The organism is Providencia sp. PROV201, assembly GCF_028479545.1.
Taxonomy (GTDB): domain Bacteria; phylum Pseudomonadota; class Gammaproteobacteria; order Enterobacterales; family Enterobacteriaceae; genus Providencia; species Providencia huaxiensis.
In genome coordinates this window covers 210,587-235,819 of record NZ_JAMPNW010000001.1, presented here as the reverse complement: position 1 = coordinate 235,819, position 25,233 = coordinate 210,587, and the positions used below count along the sequence as shown (strand labels likewise).

The following is a 25,233-nucleotide window of genomic DNA, read 5'->3' as shown; positions in this document are numbered from 1 at the left end:
TAATGGCGAAGAATAATGATGTTGCATCGGTTTTAGCATTTGAAAAAAAATTGGTTCCATCAGATGGCTATTTTTACGGTACATGTTGGGATAATAAATCGCAATTTTCACCATTGTCGTTACAGGAAAAATCTGTACGAGGGACGATTTCAAACCGCTTAAAAGGCGCGGTGAAAAGTGACCCTTTAAAATTAAATTCAGAAGTGGAGAAAGCCAATTTACAAACAGTGGATGCCTGTGCATTAGGGACTGAGGAAGACACTTTGGTTCATCAGTTCACCTTAAAAGTGCTTGGAGGCGTTGAAACGCCATCGGCTTGTAATAACGCATTGTTCAAACAAAGTTATGCGCAAGCGGCTAAAGATTACATTGAAAAACAAGGCTTCCAAGAACTAGGCCGCCGTTATGCCCAAAATATCGCCAATGGGCGCTTTTTATGGCGCAACCGTGTGGGGGCTGAACAAATCGAGGTAGTAGTTAAAGTCCTTAATAAAGGCCAATCAATGGAATGGGTGTTTGATGCGACACAATACAGTATTCATCAATTTGATGCGAAAGATGAAAAAATCACTCAGTTAGCTGAAAAGATTGCGGCGGCCTTAGCACATCCCCAAGGCGCTTTACTATTAGAAATTACTACCTATTCTCAATTAGGTAAAGCACAAGAAGTGTACCCGAGCGAAGAATTGGTGATGGATAAAGGCAAAGGGGATAAAAGTAAAATTTTGTACCATGTAAATGGACATGCAGCGATGCATTCACAAAAAATTGGTAATGCTTTGCGTTCTATTGATACATGGTATCCCGCGTATGGTAGTGAAAGCGGCGCAGGGGCTATCGCGATCGAACCTTACGGTGCTGTGACTAACCTTGGAACGGCTTATCGGACACCAAAAGATAAGCAGGATTTTTATACCCATTTTGATAAATGGGCGCGGGGTGAAAAACTACCACGCATTGAAGATGAACACTATGTAATGGCGGTTTTAGTACGCGGTGGCGTGTTTGGTGAAAGCGACAAATAAGGTGGGCTATGAATTATTATCAGGAAGTCACTTTATTGCCTGACTCAACAGTTCCACTGGATTTCCTCTGGCAAAAAGTTTATCAGCAAATTCATATTGCGCTGGCGGATAATAAGACGTCTCAGGGGCATAGCACGATTGCAGTTGCCTTCCCTGAATATGGCAGCGTAGGCTTTCGCTTAGGCAAAAAAATCCGTTTACATGCGAAAACACCAGCTGAACTTGAGCTGTTAAATGTGCAAAAGTGGTTAGCACGGTTAATGGATTACGTGCATATTAAATCGATTCAAACCGTACCTGAACAGCATGTCCAAGTAAGCTATATTCGAAAGCATGTAAAAGGTCAGAGTCGAATTGAAGCCGATATGCAGCAAAAAGCGCGATTATGGTCTGAAAAATCAGGACAACCATTAGAACAGTGCTTAAAGACGTTGTCTGCGAGTAAGCCAAAGGCGGCTAATCGCTTGCCATTTATTTGGGTTGAAAGCTTACATGCCAGAGATAAGCAAGCTGAAAGCCGGTCTTTTCCTTTGTTTATTAAAAGGATAGACGCTACACAAAAGCAAGTTGGGGTGTTTAGTTGCTATGGTCTTAGTCAAGCAACTAATGACTCAGTTTGTTTAGCAACGGTTCCACATTTTTGACCTTTGTCTTTTGCTCTTTTAAAATTGGTTAATAAATCAGTAAGTTATAATTATCAGTAAATAAAAGGGTATTTTTCGATAAATACCCTTAACTGATTGTTATTACTTGTTTTTTGTTTTAAAGTGCATTGTTCACCGCCACACAGGCGGCTTAGAAAAGCATCAATTAAATCTTGCATGGCTTTATTGTGTTCACCGCCACACAGGCGGCTTAGAAAGTGGATGAAGGTGACGACTGAAAGTGGATGAAGGTGACGACTGGACAGATCCTAAGTTCACCGCCACACAGGCGGCTTAGAAACCACATTTCAACTTTGACATTAGGCACACCATGTTCACCGCCACACAGGCGGCTTAGAAATGCTCATAATCAATTTCAGGAATATTTTTACTGGTTCACCGCCACACAGGCGGCTTAGAAAATAATCCAAGCTGCAGCATCTTCTTGCGGAATGTTCACCGCCACATAGGCAGCTTAGAATTTATAAGAAAATACCCATTATTTATTATTGTCTACGCTATTTTAAGATAAACTTTATTTACTTTTAATTAGTCATCCCATATTAACTTTTAATCTTTACGTTAAAAACAATTCATCTTAGATTTCTCTCCGTACCGTATTAATTAAGTAGATAGATAACTGTCAATTGACAGCTTAGAAACGAAACAAGTAATGGGTATGATTACCGCCACGCAGGCGGCTTTTTATGATAATGCCTGAAACAAGTATTGGGTTTTATATGTCGATTTAATAAAAGGAAAAGTCAATGAGTTTTGAATTCGAAATAAGTTTTTATATATTTACTTTAAGAATCAGAATGACCAAATGGTTTTACTAATTAATTGATTAAGTATCGATACTCAAACAAACAAATTAAACATCAACGATAACTGCTCGAAAGCTTGGTGGATAAGCCGCTCGGTGTAGCGGGGGAGGATAGAGATAATCACTCCTAACATACTGATACCGATAGTTAAGGTGAGGGGGAACCCCACGACAAACACCGACAACTGCGGGGTCATGCGGTTTAGGATACCCAGAGCAAGGTTTAGAATTAAAAATAAGGTGATAAACGGCAAAGCTAACATTAACCCATTAATAAATATAGTGTTAGCAAATTGAGCAAATACCCAAAAACCATCGCGATTTAATGGTGCGGTTTGAATTGGGAGCAGTTCAAATGAATTGACCACGATATAAATAAGCCACAAGTGCCCATCGAAAGCGAGAAACAATAAAAGGGTGATGACGTTAAATATACGACCTAAAATCGGCATATTGGGTCCACCTGTTGGGTCAAAAAAGGTGGCGAACGATAACCCCATTTGTAAACCAATCACTTCCCCTGCATGACGTACGGCAGCAAATGCCATTTGCATTGTGAGCCCCATCGCAACACCAATCACCATTTGTTGCACGATAACCCATAGCCCCATAGCAGAAAACAATGGGATATTGACGACCGGAAGTTGGGGGGAAACAATCAAGACGACAAAAAAAGCTAATGCGACGCGAACTTTGGTAATTGCCTGTTTTTCATTAAAAAAGGGCGCTGTACCAAGCAGCGCCAAAAGGCGTATGAAAGGGTAGAAACCTTGGCTTAGCCACAGTGTGAGTGTTTCACTGGTAATGGTTAGCATTGTTAACCAATAATAAAGGGTAAGCTGCTAAGCAAAGACCGCATATAGTCAATGAGCAAATTCAGCATCCAGGGACCTGCAATAATGATCACGGAAATGACCGACAAAATTTTAGGAATAAAAGACAATGTCATTTCATTCACTTGTGTGGCGGCTTGCAGTAAGCTGATAATTAAACCCGCGGCTAAAGCGGCTAATAACAAGGGAGCCGCTAGCATCAGTGCGATTTTCATCGCCTCTGTTCCCATCGCCATCACTGATTCAGGTGTCATGACTACTCCGAGTAAAATAATCCTAATTAAAAAAGCTTTGCGATAATGAGCCAAGCAATAATTGCCAGCCATCGACTAATACAAACAGCATTAATTTGAATGGCAATGAAACTGTTGCGGGGGGAACCATCATCATCCCTAATGCCATCAAGACACTAGCCACCACTAAGTCGATGATTAAAAATGGAATAAAAATGGTAAAGCCAATTTGGAATGCGGTTTTGAGTTCGCTGGTAATAAAAGCGGGTACTAAAATACGTAACGGAACATCTTTCGCTTCTTGAATTTCACCCACTTTCGCTATCCTTGCAAACAGGGCTAAGTCAGATTCGCGCGTTTGTCCTAACATGAAGGTTCTTAATGGGGCGGTTCCTTTCTCTAAAGCCGTTTCGAGGCTAATTTTGTCTTCGCTAAACGGCTGGTAGGCTTCGCGGTAAACTTGGTCGGCAACGGGTGACATCACAAAAAAGGTCAAAAATAGTGCCAAGCCTAGTAAGACTTGATTCGGAGGAGCGGAGGGCGTTCCGAGTGCGTTACGCAATAAACCTAAAACAATAATGATGCGGGTAAAACTGGTCATCATTAACAATAAGGCGGGAATAAAGCCTAGTAAGGTTAAAAATAATAGCGTTTGAACGGGTAAAGACCAAGTTTGACCGCCATCTGCCATTGAGTGGCTAATAATGGCAGGCAGTGCCGCAGAGGCGGAATTTGGCAATAAAAACAAGAGGGCAGTAATCGTAAATAGAGATTTAAAAGATAACATGAGCGTTTCCGATTACTTATGTATAGATGTAACTGAAGCCGCAAATTTTGCAGCCTCTTGTTTTTTCTTTAATAAAGACTGAAATGTGAGTGGTTCAACTGGCAATGCCGTTGTGTTTTCAGGCTCTGACGGATATAGGTGTAAGAGGCTGATATTTTGTGAGGTGACACCTAATACCAAACACTCATTGTTCACCTCGACAACCACAACGCGTTCTTTATTACCCAGTGAGCAGCGACTTTTGACTTTTACGATTTGCTCTTTGCCCATTTTTTTTGGGGCAAATCCTAATTTTTTCACCAACCAAGCCCCGGCTAATATCAATAAAATGATCCCCCCTAAAGCGCCCGATATTTGCGTCAAGCTATCATTGTGGTCAATAGCCGGTGCATTAGGTTCACTGGAGGAAACGGTTGTTGATAAAAAAGGCACAGATGTCGGTGCCTGCTCAGCTTGATTGGATATTGCCATTATTATCGACTCATGTTGTTATTTAACGACTTAAACGGCGCATACGTTCGGAAGGCGTAATGATGTCAGTAATACGAATACCGTAATTGTCTGAAACCACGACCACTTCACCCTGTGCGATCAAATAGCCATTGATTAAAATATCCAATGGTTCACCCGCTAAGCCATCCAGAGACACCACAGAACCTTGGGATAAGCTCAGTAATTTTTTTATGGTCATTTTAGTGCGGCCCAGCTCCACTGAAAGGCGCACAGGGATGTCCATGATCATATCGATGTCGGACAATTGGTTTAATGGGTTTTGTCCATCAAAGTTATCAAAAGCCTGTGCACCAGCTGAGGCGGATTCCGCTTTTTTTTGCTGTTCCAGCGCTTCAGCCCATAGGTCTTCACTGTCGTGATTGGTTGATGCATCAGGAGAGTTCTTCGCCTCACTCATTGGTACTTTCCTCATCTAGAGTGTTTAATACAGGGTTAATCAAATGTTCTACACGCAATGCATACTGGCCATTTTGAGTACCGTATTGACTGGTTAATACGGGAACACCATCAACATTAACGATGAGGCGGTCAGGCTTCTCAATTGGGAGCACATCCCCTTTTTGCAGTTGCAGTAAGCGAGAAATTCGCATTGGAATGTCAACAAAGTTGGCGACCAATTCAAGTTCGGAGCGTTTTACTTGGGTAACAAGATTGGTTACCCAAGTTTCGTTTTCTTGGTGACCTTGTTCCATTGGTGGGTTAATTAAGCGCTCACGCAATGGCTCAATCATAGCGATTGGAATACAAATACTGAATTCACCAACGGTATTGCCTATCTCCACTAAAAACGGTGTGGTGACTACGATGTCATTTGGGGACGTCGTGATATTGGTGAATTTGACTTGGATTTCAGAACGCACATATTCCACTTCAATATCAGCAATGGGTTTCCAAGCATCGCGATATGCCCCTAAAGCGAGCTTGAGCATGCGATTGATAATACGTTGCTCAGTATTGGTAAACTCTTTACCTTCTTGCCGTACAGGAAAACGGCCATCTCCACCAAACAGATTGTCGACAGCGATATAAACTAACGCAGGCTCAAAGGTAAACAATGCTGTGCCCCGTAATGGCGGCATATGAATTAAGTTTAAGTTAGTTGGGACAGGTAAATTACGTGCAAATTCGTGATAAGGTTCGATTTTAATCCCACCCACCGTAATATCTGGGCTGCGACGTAACATATTGAACAAACCCATACGGAATTGGCGAGCAAAACGTTCATTGATGATTTCGAGAGACTGCATTCGTTCTCGAATAACTCGACGTTGAGTATTCGGGTCGTAAGGGCGAACATTATCTTTCCCTTGCGTCTCTGGTACAGGCGTACTGCTTGATGGTGCATCGTCATTAAGCAGCGCATCAATTTCGGCCTGAGATAAAATATTATCGCTCATGAATATTACCGCAGAATAAAAGTAGTGAATAACACATCAGAAATATCCTGATCGGTATCCCCCGGGATCAGGGTAGGGGTGAGGGTTTGCTTAATATCTTTCATTAACTGCAACTTACCTTCATGTGTCTCGATATTTTTTGCTTTTTGCTCTGAAAGCAGCAGTAACAAACGGCTACGTACTTCAGGGAGGTATTCATGAAGCTGTTTACGCGATTTTTCATTCGCGAGTCGTAAAGTCACATGGATATAGAGCACGCGATCAGGCGTATCAGCAGCACCGGTTAAATTGACGGTAAATGGCTCTAATTCCATAAAAATAGGCTGTGGCATATTCGGGCGCTTTTCTTCTTCACTATCCGTTTGTGCGCCTTGTTGTGTCGTCCACCAGGTATAACCCCCAAACCCTGCACTAGCAAGGGCAAGAAGGGCAAATAGAATAATCAACCCTTTGTTGGAACTGTTTGATTTTTTGCTCGACGACATTTAGCTGAATTCCTGTTTCTTGGGTGCTAAACCCAGATGGGTTTTTACGTTATGATCTCTAGCATTATGGCTTGGTTGCCAAGAGTTAAAGGAGTGAAAAACGAAACAAAAAGGCGGTAACTCGGCGCTTTAGCTAGGAAATTACCGCAATTTGTTTATTTTTTACGCAAAAGTGTTAATGCCACCTTGTCGTGATGCTGCTGTTATTGGTGAAACAGTTGTATTCGCTTCGCTAATACCAACAGCTCCCATGGATGGATGTGTTGCTTGAATTTGTCCATCGTGTTGGTGGGTACTTTGTTGCGGGTTATCTGACTGATGGTTCAAATTATCTTGACCGACAGAGCCTTGAGCTAGGTGAATGCCACTTTCTTGTAGTGCGCTACGTAGCACAGGCATCATGGACTCCATTGCGGCTCGCACATGACTATGCGGGGAGACAAAGTGCATCACGGCTTGGTTATCTTCGATACGTAAATGCACATTGAGCGAGCCTAACTCTTCTGGGTGCAAACGAATTTGTGCCTGAGACACCCCTTGGCGAGAGAAAAATAACATATGTTGGCTTAATTGCTGCTGCCACGCTTCGCTGCCTAATTGGCTAGCTAAATGCATAGTTGGTGTTGCCGTGGGCGCATTCATTGCAGCGGCCTGTGCGGTCGTTGCCGTTGGCATCATACTAACTGGCATAGTTGTTGTGTGCTGTGAGGATGTGGTAGTAAAAGCGCCAGTTTCAGTTTGTAGTGTAAATGCGCTTTTCGTGGTTTGGTTTAGGGCCTCGCTGGAAACATTTTGTAGGTTTAATACTGGGTCTTTATCACTCACTTTTTTATTCAATGGCATAAAATCAGCAGTTAAATTTTTGCCACGTATATCGCGTTGGTTATCAAGGGGAAAAAGAGACTGGTCACGGCGTTCTTCTTTTTCATTCTTAATAAATACCCCAAGTTCAGGGCTGTCTTCTTCGCCTGCGATTTGTTGCTGTGAGCTTTCAAGGTGTTTGCCATCATCTTCATTAATGATGCCATTTGTATTATCCGTTAGATGCTGCATTTTTTGAGTAAATGCGCCTAAAACTGGATGGGATTCAGTTTTGATTGCCGTACTCGCCACCGTTTGCACTTGGCCAGTTAATGACTGTTTCAAGTTATTTAGCCATGCTTGTTTGTTGGTATCTTTGCCTGTCAATAACTCTGTATTAAGTGCAGTTTGCACGCTATCGGCACGCAAGTTACGGCTAAAGTTCAGTTGTTCAATTGTGTTTTCAGCATTTTTTTGCCCAACTTGGGTTTGTTCAACAGTTTCTTTACTCGCTATTGCCAGTTTGTTGTCAACAATGTCTTTGTTAAGCGCTTCTTCATTGACTGGTTGATTGGCGGCATTTTGTTTTTCAATCGGTTGCTGGTTATCAAGCATGGCTTGAAAGGGGAGTGCAGGGGCTTGATTTTCATCAGTGCGCGATTCATTTTGTTGTATATTGCCATTTTTAGTCGATGATGCGGCTGGCACATTCAGGGCATTGATGTCCATTTATTGAGGTCTCCGTAAAGTCGCTCGCTGAGCAAACTCGTCCATTTGTTTTTGTTCTAAGCGGTTTTGACGTTGGTATTCAGTATGTTCAGCACGTTGAATTAATGTGTCGAACGCATTGACACGCTGTTGTTTTTCTTGCCAATGACGGTTAGCTTCGCTAACGCGTTGTTCCCATAAATTTAGTTGCTGTTGCTGTTGTTCGATGGTCAGTTCCAATGTGACCAAAAATTGCTGATAATTCTGCCACTTATCCGATTCCATACCCGTATGTAAGGTTTGGTTGAGTTTTTGACGATACTCGGATTGGTAGTTTTCCAACATATTCAGTTGCTGCGCCATTTGTGTATGGGTTTGGCGCACTTGAGCTAACACCTTAGCCGCTTCTTCTGAGGCTTCGACGGCTAAGGTGAGTAATGTTGTTAAGGCATTATTTTTGGCCATTTATCCCCTCGTTATTCGTTGGGAACTACTTGAGTGAGCTGATCACATGCGGTTTGATAGTCACATCGCTCATCAATATCCTGCTGTAAAAAAGTCGACATTCGCGGATAATATTGAATTGCCGTATCTAACATGGGGTCACTGCCCATGGCGTACGCACCCACGTTAATTAAGTCTCGGTTACGTTGGTAACTGGAGGTTAACTGTTTGAAACGTTGAATTTTTCGGTAATGCTCTTTAGGAATGAGCTCCGTCATTGCTCGGCTAATGGATGCCTCGATATCAATCGCAGGGTAGTGCCCTGACTCAGCCAGTGACCGTGAAAGGACAATATGACCATCCAAAATCGCACGAGCCGAGTCGGCGATCGGGTCTTGTTGGTCATCTCCCTCAGTTAAAACGGTATAGAAGGCCGTAATTGACCCACCATTTTTCCCATTCCCCGCACGTTCAACTAAAGCAGGTAATTTGGCGAAAACAGAAGGTGGGTAGCCTTTAGTTGCTGGCGGTTCACCGACGGCTAAAGCAATTTCACGTTGTGCCATACTGTACCGGGTAAGTGAGTCCATAATCAGCAACACACTTAAGCCTTTATCGCGAAAATATTCTGCGATACGAGTGGCATAAGAGGCGCCTTGCATGCGCAATAGAGGGGACACATCGGCGGGTGCAGCAACGACAACAGCACGTTTTAAGCCATCAGCCCCTAAAATATTTTCAATGAAATCTTTAACTTCACGACCACGTTCACCGATCAACCCAACCACGATAATATCGGCTTGAGTAAAGCGCGCCATCATGCCGAGTAATACACTTTTACCTACACCAGAGCCAGCGAATAGGCCCATACGTTGGCCTCGGCCAACTGTTAATAACGCATTGATTGCCCGAACACCGACATCCAATACACTGCTAATAGGTGTTCGCTCCAATGGGTTAATTGGTGGGGTAATTAAGGGGGCGCGTGTTTTTACCTCTAATGGGCCTTTTCCGTCTAATGGGTTGCCTTGGGCATCAAGCACTCTGCCTAATAATTCATTACCAATGGGGAGTAAGCGGCTGGTTTGCCCGTCATCTCCGGTTGATTGTGCATAAACACGCGCACCAGGAGCGATCCCTTCGAGGTCAGCTAATGGCATAAGTAGCATTCTTGGGCCGTTAAAACCGACGACTTCACAGACTACTTCGTCTGAGCCGCCATTAATTGAGCGCTCAATAAAACAAGTTGCCCCTAAAGGCATTTTAATGCCTTCGGCTTCCATCACTAAGCCGGTGATTTTTGTGAGGCGGCCATAACGACGCACCATCGGGATCCCTTTCATCCGCGACTCTAAATCGTCCAACGAGGCAATCCAGCGTCCCAATCGTGCAGTCATGAAAAGCTCTCCGGTGCATATAAACGGCACAACTCTTGCCAGCGTGTCGCTACTGTCATATCAATTTCACCGTCTTCTGCGACGACACGGCAACCACCGAGATGCAATTTAGGATCTGCCACTAAGCGCCAACCATTTAAGTTGAGCAGGGAACCGAGATGCTGTTCAATCAATTCAAAATGATTTGGGTTGACGTGCAGTTCAGGCTGCCCTGCAAAAATTGGCTTTTGCTGCAGTAAGTGGCTGATTTCTTCCAGCAAAGCAGTGCCATCACAAACGGTAGATTGTCCTAACACTTGCTTCGCTGCGGTTAAAGCTATCTGCAGCAGCTTTGTGGTCACCACCGTATCAAAGGTATCGAGTGAATAATTAAATTCAGACAGCAATTTTTGCCATGTTTCAATCACGGGTTGTTGCATAGCGAGCGCTTGCTCACGCCCTTGTTCTTCTCCAGCTCGCAAGCCTTGCTCAAAGCCCGCTTGGTAACCTTCTTGCTGGCCTTTTTCATGCCCTTGTTGGAAACCAGTGCGCTGAGCATCTTCTTTTATGTTATCGAGCAAGTTAATTTGCTCTAACACTTCTTTTGGCTCAAGGCACGGGACTTTTGGCGCATCAGGCTCAGGGACATCGCTTAGTGCGGGGATACCTGAGTTGAGGTCCCATTGATTAAGCTCACGCAGTTGCCAAGGTTGCCATTGGTCATTTGGAATTGTTGACTTAGACATAGACATCGTCTCCACCACCTATAGCGATTTCGCCTTTTTCGACTAAACGGCGAACGATAAGCAAAATGGCTTTTTGTTCGTTTTCCACTTGAGACATACGTACAGGAGAGCGCGATTCCAAATCGTCGCGCACGATTTCTGCAGCACGAGCGGCCATATTGTTGAGGAAGTGGTCGCGCAGAGCTTGGTTGCTGCCTTTGAGGGCAATAACCAGTGAGTCTGTCGAAACATCCTGCAAAATACGTTGAATGCTGCGGTTGTCCACCTCGATAAGGTTTTCGAATAGGAACATTTCGTCAATAATGCGTTGAGCCAGTTCACCATCGTAATCACGCATTGCATCGATAACGCTTTCTTCTTGCTGGCTTTTCATCAGGTTGATGATTTCTGCCGCAGTTCTCACGCCACCCATTTTGCTGCGTTTGAGGTTTTGGCCATCCAGTAAGTTGTTCAATACCTCGGTTAATTCCGCTAATGCAGCAGGTTGGACACCCCCAAAGGTGGCGATACGTAACATAATATCGTTGCGTTGGCGCTCTTCGAATAATTCGAGGACATCCGCTGCAAGGTTGCGTTTCAAATGAACCAAAATGGTGGCGATAATTTGTGGATGTTCATCACGGATAATATCGGCAACGGTTTGGGGTTCCATATAGTTGAGGCTTTCGATCCCTGAAGTCGTTTCTTGTTTTTCAAAGATATCCTCAAGTAAGCTTGCAGCGCGTTCTTCGCCAAGTGCTTTCACCAATACAGAGCGCAGATAGTCATTCGTGTTGATATTGAGAGCCGCGAATTGGATCGCTGACTCTTCAAATTCCGTTAATACTTCTGCCAGTTCGTTATTTGAAATTTGGCGCATGTTTGACACTGCCATACTCAATTGTTGAACTTCTTTAGGATTCAGGTGCTTAAAGACTTCTGCAGCCTGATCTTCACCGAGCGTCATTAACATCACGGCACTTTTTTCTGTTCCACTTAAACTCATTGGGATTTTCCTAACCACTGACGGATAACCATTGCCACGATTTGTGGGTCTTTTTCTGCCATTTCACGTATGCGTTGGCTTTGGATTTCAGCACTAACACGTTGACGAGTCAGGCGACGGCGTGTTTGCTCATCCATTTCTTCATCAATCGCTTCATCAACCACGAGCGGAGTTTTCAGTTGCGTGGCAACAAAAACCTCAGCTTCGGCTTGGGCTTGCTGTGTCTTACGGTATTTAACCCATTGTGGTTTGATACCAAAACGCCACATAAACCAAGCAATAATGGCAATAAGCAGTATTTTTCCGTAATCCAGAAGCTGGGCAATAAATTGTGGGCTTTCAAGTAACGAAGGCACTTCTTCAATAGGTGTCTCATTGGTAAACAATGAATTCGTAATATTGAGAGAATCACCTCGTGCAGTGGAAAAACCCATTGCTTCGCGTGTTAATGCTTCAATTTGTTGCAGCATCTCTGGCGGTAATGGTTTCATTTCTGGGCCATTTTCACTGTCTTGTGAATGGTAATTGACAATAACTGCGACCGAGAGCCTATCGACGACACCAATTTGCCGTTGGGTATGACTAATTTTGCGATCTACCTCGTAATTCGTCGTTTCATCGCTTTGTGAGTTCGAAACGCTATTACGGTTATTTGCAGTTTGAGCGCCATCTTTATTGTCTTTATTGGTTTCAATTGGTGCATTTGGTGCACTAACGGGTTGATTAGAAAGCGCACCAGGCACTCCACCTGTTCCGCCATTGTTATTTTGCATACTTTGGCTGTTTTGGCGGGAACGAATAGCGGCGCTATCTGGTGTTTGGTTGGGTTTATATTCCTCTGAAGTTTGTTCAACTTTTGAGAAATCCATTTGTGCGGTGACTTGTGCGTGGATATTAGCGCGCCCTACGAGAGGGGATAGAATATCTTCGATGCGCTGTTTAAGATGGGATTCCATCTCTTTGGTCATTTTAATTTGTGCGCTGTTCGCCGATTGCTGGCTATTATCGTTATTGGTGAGTAAGCGACCCGCTTGGTCAACAATAATGACATTACTGGCTGTTAGGCCTGTTACGCTACTCGATACCATATGGACAATGGCGCTAATTTGTCCCTCATCAAGCATTCTTCCCGGTAATAAGCCAACCGTCACTGAAGCGGTTGGTAGCTTTTGCTCTCGTACAAATAATGTTGGTTTAGGAATGGCTAAATGCACCCGAGCACTTTGTACTGGGCTTAGTGATTCAATAGTTCGAGAGAGTTCACCCTCTAATGCGCGTTGGTAGTTGATTTGCTCACTAAATTGGCTGATACCAAATTGTTCTTTATCTAATAATTCAAAACCGGTATTGCCGCCTTTGGGTAAACCTGATTGAGCGAGTTTTAAACGTAATTCATGCACTTTATCTGCAGGAACTAAAATAGCGCTACCATTATCAGCAATTTGATAAGGCACATTCATCTGAGTTAGCTGGCCAACAATATCGCCACCATCTTTAGCACTTAAATTGCTAAGAAGTACACGGTAGTCAGGGCTGCGTAACCAGAGGAGAAGGGCGACAATAATTGAAACAGCCGCAGCTGCCGCAATCATTAACGGTATTTTAGGATCAGCTTTAATCCTTTCAACTATAGAGGCAAAACCCTTTTTGGCCTCCCCCGTGTCTTTAGATGCGGCACTCATAAATATTCCCTGCTTGGCAGACTACTAGACGGATGAAAATACTTTTGGTGAAACAATGTTATTTCCCTCTTCGTAACGTCACTTTTTCACTTTGCTATTATTTCTTGTTTTTGAGGGTTCTAATGACGGAATCAGCCTATAAAATTGGTGTTATTTATCGGCTTCAAGTTAAAAAGGGTGTGATAGGGTAAGCTGGCCAATATAGGTTAGTGAAAAATTCACAGTAATTAATAAGAAGAGAATCGAATGACAGTTCAAGCGATTGAAGGGGTTATTTCACAATTAAATGTCGTGGCAACCCAAGCCACTAACCCAATTAAACCAGCAATTGAGCCAGTTGGATTTGCTGACCATCTGGTTGCTTCGGTAAATCAAATTAATAAAACGCGTAATGATTCAGCGAAGCAAGTTGAAAACTTCACTTTAGGAAAGCAAGATATTTCCTTGAATGACGTGATGGTTGATATGCAAAAAGCGAGTTTAAGTTTGCAAATGGGAATTCAGGTACGTAATAAGCTGGTGGCAGCGTATCAAGAGATTATGTCTATGCCTGTGTGATTTAGCTATCAGTTTGAATATGATAAATTGATTGCCTTGCTATTACTCTTTTGGGGAAGTGGTGGGGCATTTTTATTGCCAATAATAATCAGTTCGCATATTGTAATTAGGTACTAAAGCATAGGAAGAACAGTATGAAACAAATTATTGATAAGTGTTTTGTTATGGTTTCATTCGTGATTGTTGGGTTATCATTTGTATTTGCTGGCGGGCTTCCGTTTGATCCAACTGAGAAAAACAGTCAATTATAACTATAATGGATTACAAAATTTGCAAGCTGCGTAATGCGGCTTTTTTGTTATCTTAAATCCTACTTTATATATTGTTGTGAGTCATCAATACTCATTTTATCAACGAAATATCAAAATAATAATTTAGAACACTGAAAAGTATTGGTATGATCAATAAGTACATATACTTAATATTTTATGCGAGAAAAACACAAGCAATCATTATGAAATTAATTACCGCACTATTTTGCCTTTTTTTAATTACAGGCTGTACATTCACGCCTTCCTTTGAACCTAATAAATCAACATGGCCTAAACCACATAAAGACACCCGTTCATCGGAACAAATAAAAGCCGATAGAGAAGCGGTTCATGAACAACAGCGAGCTGTAATGAGAGGTGAAAGACCGGATTACGGTGTTTTTGATAGGTACTAAGCATGACAACGCATATTATAGCGAGGTAACTAACTGCTTGATATTTGTAATATTATTGGATTAAGTGATATCTGTATTATTTACAATTAATGCGTGAAGTATTGGTGTGGCAAATGGATTGCAAAAATAATATTTGCCATTTAGTTATAAGTGTGGCTTAATATGCTCACTGGTTTGGAAGTACAGGCCTATTTATGTTAGTCAGTTTTAAGATGTTCACCATTAAGCGTTATCTCAGATACCACTTCATTGCGAATTCCTTCTAATTAATTCCCATAAGTACCACAAGAAACAAACCGCAACATGCCTTATGGCAATTTTAAAAAATTAAAGGAAATTCTATGTCTAATACAATGACTGGTTCAGTAAAATGGTTTAACGATGATAAAGGTTTTGGCTTCATTACACCTGCAGATGGCAGCAAAGATGTATTTGTTCATTTCTCTGCAATTCAAAGCGAAAGCTTCAAAACTTTAGCAGAAGGCCAACAAGTTACATTCACCATTGAAAATGGTGCGAAAGGCCCTGCAGCAGCTAACGTTATCGTAAAATAACGATAAACTAAAAGCTAAGAATTCAAAACCTCGCCAAGTGCGAGGTTTTTTCGTTTTAACTCTGTGCTATTTTCAATAAATACTGTATGAATATCATAAAAGTTGTTTGATAAAATAATTTGCGCCATCACGAATTGCTTCATCTGAAATTTGCATCATGCGTGAGTAATGTAAGAAGGCATGCAAAGTACCTGGGTACATTTTATATTCACAAGGCATATTGTTAGCGTCGAGTGTTCGGAATAAAGCCAAGCTATCATCTAATAGCGGGTCAAATTCCGCACTAGCAATAAAGCAAGGTGGGATGCCGTAGGTTAAGTTATTATTGAATAAGCAGTAATAAGGGGCACTTCTATCACCATTTTCCCCGAGATAGGCATTATCATAATTTTCTAAATCTTCTTTTTGTAACCCATCCCATTCCCCACCATATAGCTGTCGGCTGATTGAATCCTGCAAGCCATAAAGCCCATACCACAATAAAACGGATTTAATATTAGCATTTTCTATAATGTTATCTCGTAACCAAAGGACAGATGCAAGAGATAACATTGCGCCAGCTGAGTCACCTGCAAAGCCAGTTTGTTGCATATTGATATTATGCTGTGCGGCATTTTGTTGATAATACTGATAAACGGTGGATATTTCTTCAATGGCTTGGGGGTAGCGAGCTTCAGGGGATAATGAATAATCAACTCCAATAACTGTACAGCCCGAATATCGTGCCAGTAAGCGCATAATACGTTCGTGAGTCTGTAAATTACCTAAAATAAACCCACCGCCATGGAGATAAAATAAGGTGGCTGATGGGGATTTAATCGGCTGAAATAGTCGAGTCAAAATATTGCCATATTGAGTTGGTACTTGAATATCGTAAATATTGTGCATCATTGGTGCTTCTGCATTCCAATATTTTCTATCTTCTATATACGCTTGTCGCATTCCGTAATAGCTGGTGTCAATAGGGGAAGGGGATGGGTTTTCTGCATAAAATTGCATTACAGACTGCATTTCAGGTGAAATGTGGTCTAACACATTAATTTTATTTTTCGGGTTCATTATGCTCTCCTAGCTGGATGGTTTCCATTGTAAAAGAGAGATATAATTAAGTTGTGATCCTGTTAGCCAATATTAAAATGTCCTACGTTTTAATAGAGTCGGGTTTAGGAATTTATTGGTACTTCAATTTATATACCAAGCGGTGAAACAGTCACCGGTTGGTATATATACCAGTTTTAGTCGAGGTAGCTAATATTTAAGGATGGCGGTAATCATCATTTGGCTGCTCTTTGTATGGCTTCGCCACCTGCTTCGATATCCTCACCAACACCTTTGGTGGTATTGCATGCGCTTAAAGAGAATACGACAGCTAATGAACATGCTAAAAAACAAATTTTTTTAATCATATCTTCTTCCTTTCGTTATATTCAATTGCAGGTCATAAGATATTTCTTGTTTAAGTATAACAGAAAAATAAGAATACACTTTTAAGCCCCCATAATTTTATGGTTTGATAATGCAAATTCCATTAGCCTATCATTCTATTTTGCCTGTATTTTCAGATTAACAGGCTGGGTTATTGATCATTAAAAGTGAATTACACTGAATTTTAAAGGGTAGGGTTTTAGATATCTTTGATAAAAGCGGAATGCAGAAAAATCCGAATTACATTATATAATTAAATTAATGAATATAGGAGGGGTCGATATTTGACCAGTTACATAAGCTTGGTTAATATAAAATAGAGTTTAATCTTAGGATATTATCATTTTATTAACAATATTGTCGTTATTATATTTGTAAATGTAAGTAAGAATACTTAAAGTGCTGTCTGATTAATTATTATTTAAATCAAAATGTTATATCTTGCCGCTGGGGAAATTTAATGTAATATCGAATTCGTTTGAAATTCCCTTGGTTTCATTGATTTATTTAAACCGCCACATTGGCGGTTTTTTTTAGCCTTTATCCGATGAGAACTTTTCAAATAGCCAAAGTCCACTCTTCTTCATTGCAAAACCAAATAACACACCGATGAGTAATGATTGAATAGTCACCAACCAAGCACCTTCCGTGGCAAAAATAGTACAGGTACCGACAAACGTACCGGGTATATAAGAAAGCCACTGTTTTTTCGCTTGTATACACATCAAAAAGGCAACTATACCGGTAACAAAGTACCCTACAAAGTGAGGTAATTGTTGCAGGTAGTCACCGCTATGCAGGATCACTAAACCCCAAAATACGCCGCTACAAACAGTTAATGTGGTCACACCTAGGCCTTTAAGCCCATTTTTAGGGTAAGCGAAATAAGCCGTACAGCCTAAAAAGCCTGCCCAGCCGATTAACCCTAAGCTATCTGCAACCCAAGCCCATACTCCAGAGAGAATGGCGGTTGTTAAAGAAAGACAAAATAGTAATTTCACAATATATACTTTACGTTATGGTTATTTATTAATAATGCTGTTAATAAATGATTATCTGTAGCCTGTTCATCAGTGACAAAACCATCAGTGACAAAAACCGAGCTGCTACAAAATCAATTCATCATAAAGTGAAGTTGTAACGATTCAGCTATATTATTATTCGAGAGCCTTCTAGGGGTTTTAGGTATTGCTAGAGGGGTAACTGATTAATAATATGATGGTTATCTGTAACTGTCGTGACTCTGGGGCTGTATAAAGCAGAGCATTGTATAGAGCCAGCGGAAATCTGGCAATGAGTATACGCTGAATTATATGTTTTAACTTTATCTTATTGATAATGATTAATTATATGTGAATCTCGTGTTAAACAAATCACTTGAAATTTGAAAATCAATTTGTGAGTGAGTTACTGGTTGACGGTTTTTTTACTTTAATTTAACCCCTTCCCCCTGTAGCATAAAGTAAATTGGCGAGTGAGGTGAGAGTATGAAATGGATGATAGCTGGGACTGCTGCGCTGTTGTTGATTGGGTGTGATGATACATCGACCGCACCATTTGGCTTAAACTGGGGTCAAAGTATGGATAGCATCAGCTTTATTAAGGCGGGGGATTGCCAAGTAAGTGGCAGTAAAACTGTTTGCACTTTTGGGCAACAAAAGCCGTTTAATGATTGGAGCTATGAAAACCAACTCACTTTTGATGGCGGTGTACTCATTCAAGTTGCAACCACACTTGTTGGGGTCGAGGATTATGCTTCACCCAAACCCGATTTTGCTAACTTTCAACAAAAGCTAGAAAATGAAATGGGCTATTTGACAAAACTGGGCTTTAACTCGCAAATTACCAGTGAAGTTCTCACTCAATGCCAGTCTGAAACCAGCTGTAATAAAGTGAGTGAGTCATCGAACACGCGTATCGGCATGTCTAACCTTTGGGTTACTATTAACTCAACACCAATCGCGATTGTGACTTATCACCAAGGTTAATTTTAACTCAGAGATTGTTAATTTAGATATTGGCCGATTAAGGCAATTAAAAATAGTACCAATATATCATTGGTACTATTGGTTAATGTTATATAAATAATTTATAAGGTTATATGAAAAATAGGCGTTAGAGAGTTACCAACCGAAGGCGACACCTGCTCCGATAACGGCAGCATCTGAATTATTCCAAGAAACAGAACTGCGTAAGTTGATATTTTCTTTTAGTTGATATTGAGCCCCGGCAGCGATCGCTGAGCCATTTTTGTAATTCCCCACGCCAACCCCGGCACTAAAGCGGGTATTTGTTGCGTAAGGGATATTGCTCATTGCAGCAACGGATGCAATACCCGCATTTGCTTCTTGGGCACGCTTATCTATTTTGCTATCAAGCTGGCTGACCCCATGGTCAAATTTATTTTCTAACTTTGTGAATTTAAGTTCGTTCGCTTTTTGCGTTTTTGCGGCATCACTTTTTAGGGTCTTGATTGACGAGATATTTCCAACGACTTTTTTATCGAGATCCTGAATGTTAGTATTTAATTGTTCAGTGACTTGGTCGGCTGCATTTACACCAATTAATGCACCTTGCACATATAATTCGACTTCTTTTAATTTTGAGTCAAATGCATGGTGTTTTTTTTCTCTATCTTTGTTTATTGAGGTAACTTGGTCATTAATTAAATCAGTGTTACTTTGTATTTTTTCAGCGTTTACATTGTAATAATCAAGTATAGAATTATCTACGGTATCTCGTAAATTTGCTAACTCGTTTCGTATATTCGTAGTTTCTGATTTAAGCCTATTGTTATTATTTTTCTTTAATCTATTAATGCTATTATTAAAACTTGAATCCATCTGGCTTATTTGGTTATCAATATTATTGATTCTTTCATTAATACCAACAATGCTTTTAACGTTGTTTTTGATGTCATATGCGTTGATATCACTTAATGTTGGTGCGGGCTTTGAAAATGAAGTGTTGGCTGCTGCATTATAAGACAAACCGCTGAGTAATATAGCCACTAAGTGACGAGCTAATGCTTTCTTTTCCATGTGTTAATTTCCGTATTATTTAAATTGTTATCTAAAGAAGAGTGAAGAGGGGATTTGTTTTTCTCAACTTATTTATAATAGGGGCATTTCTCTGGCGGGTAAAATCGATTTTTTAAATTATATTTGTTCGGAATATTCGTGTTTGACTGGAATAAATACAGTGCTATCTATTTTACATATGGAATATAGGGTTGCTTATTTGAATGAATTATAAAATGCAATGCTTATTATTTTTTATGTATTAATTCAATTGAAAATAACTTCAATGTGGCCTAAATATATTCTGATGAGGAAACTGTAAAATGCAAAAATAGTAAAACGTTAAAATAGTATAAGCAAAGAAATGCCATCAGAGGGTGAAGCTAAAAATGGCAGGAAGCCTACAAAGAAGCACCATTTTTTCTATTTTAGATGTTTTTTTTCAAATAACGTGTTATTTTTCTGTAAAATTTTATGTGTCTTGTGTTGCTTAAGCAGATAAGTTAAGTAGGCTAGCGCTAATTTATTGATGTTTAAAGTAAAATTATCTATCTGGTTAATAATGCCACTTTTTGCATGTTGTTGATGAAATAGAAAGACGATAATATTTTGTCTGTTCGCCATACTTTACTGGCAGGGCTGTGACGGCAGTTAACGGCTTTAAAACCGTGGTTATTGCATGTCGTCACTGTAGTTTAAAGTATTTTGAATTATTGATATTTGAATAAAAGCAATCGAATTTATAGGGTTTAAATTATGGCAGTAAGAGAAATTATTGAAATTCCAGATGAACGACTGCGCATTAAATGCAGCCCAGTGACAGATTTCGCTGCAGTACAAACCTTAATCGACGATTTGTTAGATACCATGTACAGCACCGATAACGGCATTGGCCTCGCTGCTACGCAAATTGCTGAAACTAAATCCATTATGGTGATTGATATTTCAGAAAACCGTGATGAGCCGATGGTATTTGTTAACCCTGAGATTGTCGAAAGTGAAGGGGAAACCAGCTACCAAGAAGGCTGCTTGTCAGTACCGGAAATCTACGCGGATGTAGAGCGTTTCCTGCGCGTTAAAGTGAAAGCGTTCGATAGGCACGGTAAAGCGTTTGAAGTGGATAGCGACGAGTTCTTAGCGATTGTCATGCAACATGAAATCGACCACCTACACGGTAAAGTGTTTCTTGACCATTTGTCTCCATTAAAACGCAATATGCTGTTGAAAAAACTGAAAAAGCAGCAACGTTTAAAACAGCAACAGTAGGCTGTGATCCGAAAGGGAAGAGGGTGTCAGGTTTGTTGGCCTGACACTTAAATTCATTCCATGGGACGAACGACTAACGGGGTGTCTGGCTCATCAAATTGGCCATAGCTATTATTGAGTACCCGTTTTTGGTCTAATTGCTTAATTTCTTTGCTTAAAAAGTTTAAATGCTGTTGTAAATATTCTTTAGTAACACGTTCATTTTCGATAATTTTATGCAGTAACTGAATAAACTCTTCAGTGATGGGCTGCTGTTGTTCGAACGCTTGCGTTAACTCGGTGAGGTTTTCCACCGCAAGGACATATTCTGTCTCTCGGGAGACCAACGTCTCCCATTCCCCGGATTGCGCTAAGGCAACTAAATTTTCACTTAATACTAAGACATTACGGTATATTTCTTGTAAATCGATAGGATTTTTATTGTCCACCTGATTATCTTTCATCCACATTTGCACCGATTTGTTGCCACGCAGAGGCGATATCGGAGAGTAACTGGTAAACTTCTTGGACATAAGCCACGTTGTTTTCGAGGTTGGCGCGAAGTAACTGCATTGTCATGTACTCATACAAACTTGCTAAATTTTCTGCAAGTTCGCCGCCAGCTTCATAATTTAACGACTGCTTTAACCCTGTGTCAATGATGTCGATAGCTTTTGAGATTTCTTTACCTTTTTCCGCCACCTTACCCTGCTGCATAAAAATTTCCCCGCGTTTTAGGGCACTTAGCGCCCCTTTAAACAGGATTTGGATCAGTTGGTATGGGGTCGCGTTGGTGATTTCACTCTCCAAGTCGACCTGCTGATAGGCTTGCTGTGCGTGTCGTTGATACATGTTTTTAACCTAAAAGTATTAGCCTAATAATCGGCCTAATGAATTACTGGTGCTGTTCAGTGACGTCATCATTTTGTCCAAGTTTTGGAACTGACGGCGGTGTAAATCCATGGTGTTTTCGATTTGTTTATTGGTCTGCTCAATACGTTTGTCTAAGCTTTTCTTTTTCTTTTGGATACCATCGGTGGCGTTGTGCAGGGTGCCTTCTTTGCTGTCCAAGGTGTCTTTCAAGTAGTTAAAGTTTTCAGTACCAAAACCGGTTTCTTTACCGTCACCAGCAAAAAATACTTTGACGCTCGATGGGTTTTCTTTGAGCACTTTATCCAGCACTTTATTATCAATTTCTAAGGTGCCATCCAGTTTTTGCTTAATCCCCATTTTGCTCAGAGTGTCGATGTCCCCGCTTGCTTGAGGAGCCCGAACTTGCGTGCGCAGGGTGCTTTGGATCATGCGTAAAGTGGAATCACCAATCAGTGGACCATTGGTTTTATCTGGCGCGGTGCCTTTTTCCGTTGGCGTGTATTTGGTGAGTTCTTTGGCTAATGTTTGGAATTCGTTATAGGCATCCACCCACGCTTTAATTTTACCTTTGGCGGGTTCGATATCTTCAGAAACGATTAGGTGGTCAGCTTTACCGTCTTCACTTTCTTTTTTCAGCGTTAAGGTTAAACCGGGAAACAGGTCTTTGGCTTCATTGGTTTGTGACTCTAATTTGAAACCATCGATTTCCAGTAAGGCGGTTTGTGGGGCTACTTTTTGCACCATACCATTATCTGCATCGGTATTTAAGGTAACCACACCTTTATCATCAATAACTGACTCAACATTAAGAATAGCAGCCAGTTTGTCATCGCCATCCACATTGATGCTAATACGGTTTTCACTACCTTCTTTTTTAGAAGTGACAACAAGGTGGTAAATATTGTCTTTGTCTTTAATGACCGATGCGGAAACACCTTTATCGGTTTTATTGATGGCATCCGCAATTTCTATCAATGAAGTGTGCTCGTTATCCAGCTTGATAACGATTTTATCTTTCTCTTCTTTTTGTGACGGTTGCGTGATGGTAATGGTTCGCTCAGGTGCACCATTGCCCAGCAATTCTTTATTGCTATTGTTTGGTGTGCCTTTGGTGGCGATAGTTTGTGCTTTTGCTAACTGAGTGACTAACACATCATGTACACCCGCTACCGCTTTACCATCGGTTTTCACATCAAAGGCTTTATATTCACCATTGACTTTAGTGGTACTGATATCGCCGTATTTCTTTAAATCTTCAGCCGCTTTTTTGAGTTTTTCTAAGGACGATTGCATTTTGCCAAAGGCGCTAATTTGCGCATCATAACTGGCTTTTTGCGTGGTCAGTGGCTCTAAACGACGGCGCTCCATCGCTTCTAACTGGTCCATTTGGACGTTTAAATCTAAGTTTGACCCGATACCGAGTGTGGATATTCCTGCCATGTTTTCTCCTACGCTATTCTCGTCATCCTTCAAGCTGCAGGGGTGTTGACTTCGTTCAGCTAGCCGAATCACATACTTGTGTATGCTCATCGGTCTATCTTCACTTGTCGCCTACCTGCAACCCGAATGATTTAGAGCCTATGCCTGTGTTATTAACTCTGAAATAAAATTTATTTACAGTCTTATCGGCAAAACGGAGCAAAATTTTAGACTATTCTGAAAAAGAGTGATGGTGAGAGCTGACACTGGAAAGGTAGGTAATTATCCCTATTGAAATTAAATAATAAGAAAATTAATAAAAATAAATGGATGTGTTAAAAATAATGGCATTAAAAGCGGGCTGTAAAGCCATTTCTAACCTTGCAGATAAAAATTTTCATCAAAAAGCCTAAAGGGGACTTTTTTGTAGCCGATAACCTAGTTGCTGACGAAATTCATCAAGTTAAGCATTTTGGCTTAACGCATTAATTTGAATAATAAGGATCACATCATGGCACAAGTTATCAACACTAACATTCTGTCTCTGACCACTCAGAACAACTTAAACCGTTCACAAGGCGTACTGGGTACGGCAATTGAGCGTTTATCATCTGGTTCACGTATCAACAGCGCAAAAGACGATGCAGCAGGCCAAGCAATTGCTAACCGTTTCACTGCAAACGTTAAAGGTTTAACCCAAGCTGCACGTAACGCCAACGACGGTATCTCTATCGCACAAACCGCGGAAGGCGCGGTTAACGAAATCAACGATAACTTACAACGTATTCGTGAGCTGACTGTACAGGCAAGAACGGGTTCAAACTCAGACTCTGACATTCAATCAATTAAAGATGAAGTTAAGTTACGAATGGATGAAATTAACCGTATTTCGGAACAAACTCAATTTAATGGTGTTAAAGTCTTGCAAGATACAAGCACATTAAATATTCAAGTTGGTGCTAATGATGGAGAAACAATAGGTATAAACTTGCAAAAAATCGATAGCTCGACATTAAATATTGATAAATTAGATTTAAGCGTGAAAAGCCGCCTTGGTGAACAAGTTAAAGACCTTGCTACAACAGCAGTTAAAATTGATGGTGCTCCAGCTGCAGCTGTGAAATATGACGACACAGGTTCTACTGGTAAGGTGTTTGCAGATAATAATGGTGATTTATATTATGAAGAAAGCACTGGTAAGTTTAAAAAATTATCTGAAGATAATTTCAAAGATAATGGCCAATTAGATATAGCAACGACAACAAACCTTAAATATTCTTCTCCAGTAGGAACTCCAGTGGCAGCAACGAATGCAACTGAAGTTATAGCTGAAAAGAAAGACATGAATGCTATCAAATTGGGGGCCGGTGAAGAACTCATTCAAAAAATGGATGAAAAAACAGGACAAGCTATTAAAGGTGAGTTTTATCTGAAAAAAGATGATAAATATTATGAAGTTAAACGAACTGATTTTGATTCAAGTACAGGAAAGTTAGATCCTGCTAAAGTAGATTTATCAACCGCTACTGACGTTAAAATGGGAATTTCCGATGAGCCTCTAGCTGCTATTGATGATGCTTTAAAACAAGTTGACTCATTCCGTTCTTCTTTAGGTGCTATCCAAAACCGTATGCAGTCTACTATCAATAACCTGAACAACTCTGTTAACAACCTGAGTGCAGCACGTAGCCGTATTCAAGATGCTGACTTTGCGACAGAAGTTTCTAACATGAGCCGTGGTCAGATCCTGCAACAAGCGGGTACTGCTGTGTTAGCACAAGCTAACCAAGTTCCACAAGGTGTTTTAAGTCTGTTACGTTAATTTAGACTTGTATTCCTGATTAAAGGCCAGCAATGCTGGCCTTTTCTTTATCGAACGGTCGTCATACTTCAAGTTGTAGATGCGTTGGCTTCACAAGGTCACCCGAATCACATACTTTAGTATGCTCATCGGGATAACCTTGATTGCCGCCTTCCTACAACTCGA

At 40.9% G+C, this 25,233-nt stretch carries 28 protein-coding genes and 1 CRISPR repeat array; of the genes, 8 read left to right on the top strand and 20 right to left on the bottom strand.

The genetic code is table 11. The features are described 5' to 3' along the window. Positions 1 to 2: 2 nt before the first annotated feature. A complete protein-coding gene (gene csy3, locus PR809_RS01095) occupies positions 3 to 1,025 on the top strand; it encodes a type I-F CRISPR-associated protein Csy3 (RefSeq protein ID WP_206276210.1) in 1,023 nt (340 codons plus the stop codon). 8 nt (positions 1,026 to 1,033) lie between these two features. After that, complete coding sequence (gene cas6f / locus PR809_RS01090) at positions 1,034 to 1,669, top strand: type I-F CRISPR-associated endoribonuclease Cas6/Csy4 (RefSeq protein WP_166266912.1); 636 nt, start codon at positions 1,034 to 1,036, stop codon at positions 1,667 to 1,669. A gap of 130 nt (positions 1,670 to 1,799) precedes the next feature. After that, positions 1,800 to 2,151: direct repeats of the CRISPR family, unit length 28 nt; unit sequence GTTCACCGCCACACAGGCGGCTTAGAAA. Between the two features lie 379 nt (positions 2,152 to 2,530). Here cas6f and fliR read toward each other — a convergent pair. The 13 genes from fliR to fliF form a co-directional block, all read right to left on the bottom strand. Beyond that, positions 2,531 to 3,310, bottom strand: coding sequence for a flagellar biosynthetic protein FliR (gene fliR / locus PR809_RS01085; protein ID WP_102139614.1), 780 nt, complete (start codon positions 3,308 to 3,310; stop codon positions 2,531 to 2,533). A 2-nt stretch (positions 3,311 to 3,312) separates the two neighbouring features. Then, positions 3,313 to 3,582, bottom strand: coding sequence for a flagellar biosynthesis protein FliQ (fliQ, locus tag PR809_RS01080; RefSeq protein ID WP_102139615.1), 270 nt, complete (start codon positions 3,580 to 3,582; stop codon positions 3,313 to 3,315). Between the two features lie 22 nt (positions 3,583 to 3,604). Further along, positions 3,605 to 4,348, bottom strand: a complete 744-nt coding sequence (gene fliP / locus PR809_RS01075; protein WP_102139616.1) for a flagellar type III secretion system pore protein FliP — start codon at positions 4,346 to 4,348, stop codon at positions 3,605 to 3,607. Positions 4,349 to 4,360: 12 nt separating this feature from the next. Further along, complete coding sequence (gene fliO, locus PR809_RS01070) at positions 4,361 to 4,819, bottom strand: flagellar biosynthetic protein FliO (protein ID WP_206276209.1); 459 nt, start codon at positions 4,817 to 4,819, stop codon at positions 4,361 to 4,363. Positions 4,820 to 4,841: 22 nt separating this feature from the next. Then, positions 4,842 to 5,258 carry a flagellar motor switch protein FliN gene (gene fliN, locus PR809_RS01065; RefSeq protein WP_004255621.1) on the bottom strand — a complete coding sequence of 139 codons (417 nt, stop codon included), beginning with the start codon at positions 5,256 to 5,258 and terminating at the stop codon, positions 4,842 to 4,844. Then, positions 5,251 to 6,258 carry a flagellar motor switch protein FliM gene (gene fliM, locus PR809_RS01060; RefSeq protein ID WP_195698506.1) on the bottom strand — a complete coding sequence of 336 codons (1,008 nt, stop codon included), beginning with the start codon at positions 6,256 to 6,258 and terminating at the stop codon, positions 5,251 to 5,253. The genes fliN and fliM overlap by 8 nt, the downstream gene beginning before the upstream one ends. A 5-nt stretch (positions 6,259 to 6,263) precedes the next feature. Continuing rightward, entirely contained in the window at positions 6,264 to 6,743 is a 480-nt protein-coding gene (gene fliL / locus PR809_RS01055; RefSeq protein WP_206276208.1) for a flagellar basal body-associated protein FliL, read from the bottom strand. Positions 6,744 to 6,905: 162 nt separating this feature from the next. After that, on the bottom strand, positions 6,906 to 8,273 hold the full coding sequence (locus tag PR809_RS01050) for a flagellar hook-length control protein FliK (RefSeq protein ID WP_206276207.1): 1,368 nt from the start codon (positions 8,271 to 8,273) through the stop codon (positions 6,906 to 6,908). Further along, a complete protein-coding gene (fliJ, locus tag PR809_RS01045) occupies positions 8,274 to 8,717 on the bottom strand; it encodes a flagellar export protein FliJ (RefSeq protein ID WP_102139621.1) in 444 nt (147 codons plus the stop codon). An 11-nt stretch (positions 8,718 to 8,728) separates the two neighbouring features. Next, positions 8,729 to 10,093, bottom strand: a complete 1,365-nt coding sequence (fliI, locus tag PR809_RS01040) for a flagellar protein export ATPase FliI (protein ID WP_102139622.1) — start codon at positions 10,091 to 10,093, stop codon at positions 8,729 to 8,731. Further along, complete coding sequence (gene fliH, locus PR809_RS01035; RefSeq protein WP_102139623.1) at positions 10,090 to 10,818, bottom strand: flagellar assembly protein FliH; 729 nt, start codon at positions 10,816 to 10,818, stop codon at positions 10,090 to 10,092. Before fliH ends, fliI begins: the two co-directional genes overlap by 4 nt. After that, a complete protein-coding gene (fliG, locus tag PR809_RS01030; RefSeq protein ID WP_004255600.1) occupies positions 10,811 to 11,803 on the bottom strand; it encodes a flagellar motor switch protein FliG in 993 nt (330 codons plus the stop codon). Before fliG ends, fliH begins: the two co-directional genes overlap by 8 nt. Further along, the gene (fliF, locus tag PR809_RS01025) at positions 11,800 to 13,485 is read right to left on the bottom strand and encodes a flagellar basal-body MS-ring/collar protein FliF (protein WP_102139624.1); all 1,686 of its coding nucleotides are present in this window, start codon (positions 13,483 to 13,485) and stop codon (positions 11,800 to 11,802) included. The genes fliG and fliF overlap by 4 nt, the downstream gene beginning before the upstream one ends. Positions 13,486 to 13,731: 246 nt before the next feature. On the opposite strand from fliF, the gene fliE reads away from it, so the two are divergent. The 3 genes from fliE to cspE all read left to right on the top strand — a co-directional run bounded on the left by fliE (position 13,732) and on the right by cspE (position 15,264). Continuing rightward, on the top strand, positions 13,732 to 14,043 hold the full coding sequence (gene fliE, locus PR809_RS01020) for a flagellar hook-basal body complex protein FliE (protein WP_102139625.1): 312 nt from the start codon (positions 13,732 to 13,734) through the stop codon (positions 14,041 to 14,043). 454 nt (positions 14,044 to 14,497) lie between these two features. Continuing rightward, positions 14,498 to 14,710 (top strand): AAA family ATPase, encoded by a 213-nt coding sequence (locus tag PR809_RS01015; protein WP_102139631.1) that lies wholly within the window; start codon positions 14,498 to 14,500, stop codon positions 14,708 to 14,710. 341 nt (positions 14,711 to 15,051) lie between these two features. Further along, positions 15,052 to 15,264: a transcription antiterminator/RNA stability regulator CspE gene (gene cspE / locus PR809_RS01010; RefSeq protein WP_102139626.1), complete on the top strand. Its 213-nt coding sequence runs from the start codon at positions 15,052 to 15,054 to the stop codon at positions 15,262 to 15,264. Positions 15,265 to 15,357: 93 nt separating this feature from the next. On the opposite strand, the gene aes is transcribed toward cspE, so the two are convergent. From aes to PR809_RS00995, 3 genes are all read right to left on the bottom strand, one after another. Beyond that, positions 15,358 to 16,323 (bottom strand): acetyl esterase, encoded by a 966-nt coding sequence (aes, locus tag PR809_RS01005; RefSeq protein WP_206276206.1) that lies wholly within the window; start codon positions 16,321 to 16,323, stop codon positions 15,358 to 15,360. Positions 16,324 to 16,538: 215 nt separating this feature from the next. Further along, positions 16,539 to 16,670 carry an entericidin A/B family lipoprotein gene (locus tag PR809_RS01000; protein WP_004255580.1) on the bottom strand — a complete coding sequence of 44 codons (132 nt, stop codon included), beginning with the start codon at positions 16,668 to 16,670 and terminating at the stop codon, positions 16,539 to 16,541. Between the two features lie 552 nt (positions 16,671 to 17,222). Beyond that, a complete protein-coding gene (locus PR809_RS00995) occupies positions 17,223 to 17,690 on the bottom strand; it encodes a DUF1097 domain-containing protein (RefSeq protein WP_102139322.1) in 468 nt (155 codons plus the stop codon). Positions 17,691 to 18,176: 486 nt separating this feature from the next. Here PR809_RS00995 and PR809_RS00990 point away from each other — a divergent pair, with 486 nt between their 5' ends. Next, positions 18,177 to 18,677 (top strand): hypothetical protein, encoded by a 501-nt coding sequence (locus tag PR809_RS00990; RefSeq protein ID WP_206276205.1) that lies wholly within the window; start codon positions 18,177 to 18,179, stop codon positions 18,675 to 18,677. Between the two features lie 135 nt (positions 18,678 to 18,812). Here the strand turns inward: PR809_RS00990 and PR809_RS00985 are convergent, their stop codons facing one another. Next, positions 18,813 to 19,730, bottom strand: coding sequence for a YadA C-terminal domain-containing protein (locus PR809_RS00985; RefSeq protein WP_241098658.1), 918 nt, complete (start codon positions 19,728 to 19,730; stop codon positions 18,813 to 18,815). A gap of 735 nt (positions 19,731 to 20,465) precedes the next feature. Here PR809_RS00985 and def point away from each other — a divergent pair. Then, a complete protein-coding gene (gene def / locus PR809_RS00980; RefSeq protein ID WP_102139319.1) occupies positions 20,466 to 20,975 on the top strand; it encodes a peptide deformylase in 510 nt (169 codons plus the stop codon). Between the two features lie 53 nt (positions 20,976 to 21,028). On the opposite strand, the gene fliT is transcribed toward def, so the two are convergent. The 3 genes from fliT to fliD are packed head-to-tail and all read right to left on the bottom strand — an operon-like array spanning position 21,029 to position 23,267. Further along, the gene (gene fliT / locus PR809_RS00975; RefSeq protein ID WP_102139318.1) at positions 21,029 to 21,418 is read right to left on the bottom strand and encodes a flagellar protein FliT; all 390 of its coding nucleotides are present in this window, start codon (positions 21,416 to 21,418) and stop codon (positions 21,029 to 21,031) included. Beyond that, a complete protein-coding gene (gene fliS / locus PR809_RS00970; RefSeq protein WP_004909969.1) occupies positions 21,408 to 21,806 on the bottom strand; it encodes a flagellar export chaperone FliS in 399 nt (132 codons plus the stop codon). The genes fliT and fliS overlap by 11 nt, the downstream gene beginning before the upstream one ends. Positions 21,807 to 21,824: 18 nt before the next feature. After that, complete coding sequence (gene fliD / locus PR809_RS00965; RefSeq protein ID WP_206276204.1) at positions 21,825 to 23,267, bottom strand: flagellar filament capping protein FliD; 1,443 nt, start codon at positions 23,265 to 23,267, stop codon at positions 21,825 to 21,827. A gap of 490 nt (positions 23,268 to 23,757) precedes the next feature. Between fliD and PR809_RS00960 the strand changes: the two genes are divergently transcribed. Next, positions 23,758 to 25,068, top strand: a complete 1,311-nt coding sequence (locus tag PR809_RS00960; protein ID WP_195698513.1) for a FliC/FljB family flagellin — start codon at positions 23,758 to 23,760, stop codon at positions 25,066 to 25,068. Positions 25,069 to 25,233: the final 165 nt, after the last annotated feature.